Raw genomic sequence first — 3117 nt, 5'->3', positions numbered from 1 at the left:
ATTGTCTACACTCCATTCGAATGAGGAGTCGCCAATCAGCTCAGGTGGAAAGTCAATAGTTTCATTATTCGTTTTCACCACCTGTCTGTTGTTTAAGATCCAGACTGAGATATCCAAAGAGTTAAACAGGTCTAGATCTTGCTCAATAGTGCCCGTTAAAGGACGGAGTTTTGTTTCTAGGTGACTATAGTCCTGCTCATTAAAGTGGCTCTTGATAGCGTTTTGGATCGTCAAAGCAAACACGACTAAAACAACAAAAGAGGCTGTGACAAACATAAACACCAGTTTGCGCGCGATGGATTGGTTTAGTAATTCTTTCATTCTACGGCGTCATCAAGTTTGTACCCCATACCTCGCACGGTCAGGATAAGTTTTTTCTGATAGGGCTTGTCGATTTTCGACCTCAATCTTTTCACTGCTGCATCAATGACATTCGTATCACTATCAAAATTCATATCCCAAACAGCCGAAGCTATCTGAGTGCGAGTGACGACTTGACCTCTTTTCGCAAATAAATATTCCAACAAAGAAAACTCTTTTGCTGTCAGAGTGATCGTGTCATTGTTGCGAGTCGCCTTTCGTTTAAGCAAGTCGAGGCTCAAATCAGCAATACAAAGAATAGACTCTGTCTTGGCTGTAGGGGCTTGATGACGCAATGCATTTTTGACTCTAGCAAGCAACTCGATAAAGGCAAAAGGTTTTACAAGATAATCATTCGCTCCCAACTCAAGCCCTTTCACTCTATCTTCAACCTGATCTTTAGCGGATAAAATAATGACAGGTGTAGAGATTTCACTACTGCGAAGTGTTTGCAATAGCTGCCATCCATTCAGCTTTGGTAGCATTATGTCTAAGACTATAAGGTCATAATTATTGGTGGTAGCTAAGTACAAAGCATCAACACCGTCGGTAGATAGATCTACAGTGTAGCCTGATTCAATCAAGCCCTTTTTAAGATAAGCTCCTGCTTTATCTTCATCTTCTATAACGAGTAACTTCATATAAGAAAAATGCCTTGATTTCCTTGGATGTTATACATCGTTCTTGTGATTATATGATGGGTTAGAAATTTGATTTTTCGTATTATTATCAAACAACAAAACGTTCTCAATAACAGATGTAACACCATTTCCTTCTTGTGACACACATAGAGTATCCAGTAGTGCACCAACCAAGCTCTGTGTATGGCTATGACCAATGAAAATATCTAGTTGGTAATGTGTGTTTAAAGCATGGGTATCAATTAGGTTCGAATGATTTCCTCGCCCTTGTACTTGGTAGACCGTAAAGTTTCGAACCCCTTCCTTTGCAAGGATCGATTCTATTTCTCCAAGCTTTTGAACCTGAAATATTACCGAAATTTTATCAATCATAGTCGCTCCTTAGCTCCTAGAACAAATTGATACTCTAGGAGCTCTGCTAAGTTTAGTTATTGCTATCTCGCATTTGATAGTGAACATTCAGATGTACTTTGGCTACATACTCTAGCTGACCTTGATTATTCAATCTTTCCTGAACAGTTACATACCCTTTATCTTTAAGGTGGGTCGTGTTTCGAGTGATACCATAAGTCCTCACAGGAACCAGAGCTGCACTTAAGTCTCCTCCGTTCATAGCCTCAAACTCTGACAGTTTTTCTGCTCCTAATGTATATGCTTGTTGTTTCGAGCTGACTGCATCAATAGAGACAATTTTATGATCAACTCGGCTCATATAATTACTACCGGAATACAATGGCTGTGCAATTGATGTGGCACTAGTAACTATAATAGAGCCTATTAATAGAGTTTTGACCAATACATTCATTATTATTTCCTTCTCTGCTTGAATACATTCAGTTTATCTGAACCAACGTGATTGTTTTGAGTACTCTAACATGACATTTTTGTCATATTGAGATTTAGGTGGGAGATCATCAATCGACTTTCCACCACAATTAAATTGAGCAAGCTAAGAGTTAACCTTGCAGTAATTGCGATGAGTCCTGTTACTCTAAAAGACAAAGAGCCACCCTATCAGCGTAGGCGGCTCTTGCTTCATTAAAAATGAAGTAGTTATTACTTTTTCTGATTCCTACTATTTCTTTTATTCAGCTACTCATCATTTTTTTGCATTCTTCTGGTGCGTCTTCCATATTCATATTCATGCCATCCATCATTTTCATGTACTCCTCCATCTTATCAGTATGAGATCGCTGCTTAGCATGCTCTTTCTCATTTTGTGCGACAGAGTGGTATCGGTGTTGATCATCGATAGAGTTTGTTGCTAACACAGGCATCGCAACCAAGCTACTCAATAAAACTGATACATATAACTTTTTCATAAAATCATCTACCCCTTACTTATGCTTTGAACTGTGGATTGTTTTCAATTTTTTTCATCGATTGGTTGTTGGCTTCGGAGTCTTTCTTTTCACTCGGCATCATCATCTTCATCATTAAGCCGTGCATCGCTAGGCAGATGATTAATGGAACAATCGCACTACTAAGGTAAGCCCAACTAAACACCTCTTGACTAGAAGAGAGAATAAATAATGGAATACCGACCATTAATAACGCGCATAGAACCATCATCCATCCATGACCTTTATGGTGACCACTCTTGTGACAGCTTGACTTTTTGCTTTTCATTCTCTTGACCTCCAAAAAAACTTTAACTCATTTAACTTAGACTCAGTTTATCGCAACGCTTAGATCAGGAATGGGGAGGGGTTCATGACATTTTAGTCATCTTAATGGTTTTTTCTTACCCTAAAACCACCAGTCGATTGGTTTTGGGCTACACCATAAAAGAAGACTGCGATATTGCTGCTTCGGCAATGCTTAGCTCTACCGTCAAACGGGGCTATACTTCACAATATAAATGGAGCTGTTGTGTTTTTTTACATCCACAAATAGCTTGAAAATCTGCCAACCACGAAACAAGTAAACATAACACGTGCACTTTGATTACAGATGAATCTGCACATTTCGTTACTGTTTGTTTTGTGTTCAAAGTAGAATACCAACCTGCCGGTAAAGAGCTAATCTACTCCAGTGATTTCAACTGCTATTTGGCAACAACTTGGTAAAGCTTGACCGTTCCTGATTAAGTTTTTCATTTTCGTTTAATCTTGTG

Annotated in this window: 5 protein-coding genes and 1 pseudogene; all 6 read right to left on the bottom strand. The window is 38.8% G+C overall.

All coding sequences use genetic code 11. The annotated features are described in order from the left end of the window. A pseudogene (locus IQR33_RS33205) lies at window positions 1-321 on the bottom strand (two-component sensor histidine kinase); the annotation flags it as partial. Next, on the bottom strand, window positions 318-1001 hold the full coding sequence (locus IQR33_RS15640) for a heavy metal response regulator transcription factor (RefSeq protein ID WP_193843829.1): 684 nt from the start codon (window positions 999-1001) through the stop codon (window positions 318-320). The gene IQR33_RS15640 and the pseudogene IQR33_RS33205, both read right to left, overlap by 4 nt. Before the next feature lie 30 nt (window positions 1002-1031). Beyond that, a complete protein-coding gene (locus IQR33_RS15635) occupies window positions 1032-1373 on the bottom strand; it encodes a P-II family nitrogen regulator (protein ID WP_193843828.1) in 342 nt (113 codons plus the stop codon). A 52-nt stretch (window positions 1374-1425) separates the two neighbouring features. Then, the gene (locus IQR33_RS15630; RefSeq protein WP_193843827.1) at window positions 1426-1806 is read right to left on the bottom strand and encodes a DUF3316 domain-containing protein; all 381 of its coding nucleotides are present in this window, start codon (window positions 1804-1806) and stop codon (window positions 1426-1428) included. A 283-nt stretch (window positions 1807-2089) separates the two neighbouring features. Next, entirely contained in the window at window positions 2090-2323 is a 234-nt protein-coding gene (locus IQR33_RS15625) for a hypothetical protein (protein WP_193843826.1), read from the bottom strand. Window positions 2324-2342: 19 nt separating this feature from the next. Beyond that, the gene (locus tag IQR33_RS15620; RefSeq protein WP_193843825.1) at window positions 2343-2630 is read right to left on the bottom strand and encodes a hypothetical protein; all 288 of its coding nucleotides are present in this window, start codon (window positions 2628-2630) and stop codon (window positions 2343-2345) included. Window positions 2631-3117 lie beyond the last annotated feature (487 nt).

The sequence above is a fragment of the Vibrio sp. OPT46 genome (assembly GCF_015163535.1).
Lineage (GTDB): Bacteria > Pseudomonadota > Gammaproteobacteria > Enterobacterales > Vibrionaceae > Vibrio > Vibrio alginolyticus.
This window is presented reverse-complemented; position numbering and strand designations above follow the sequence as displayed.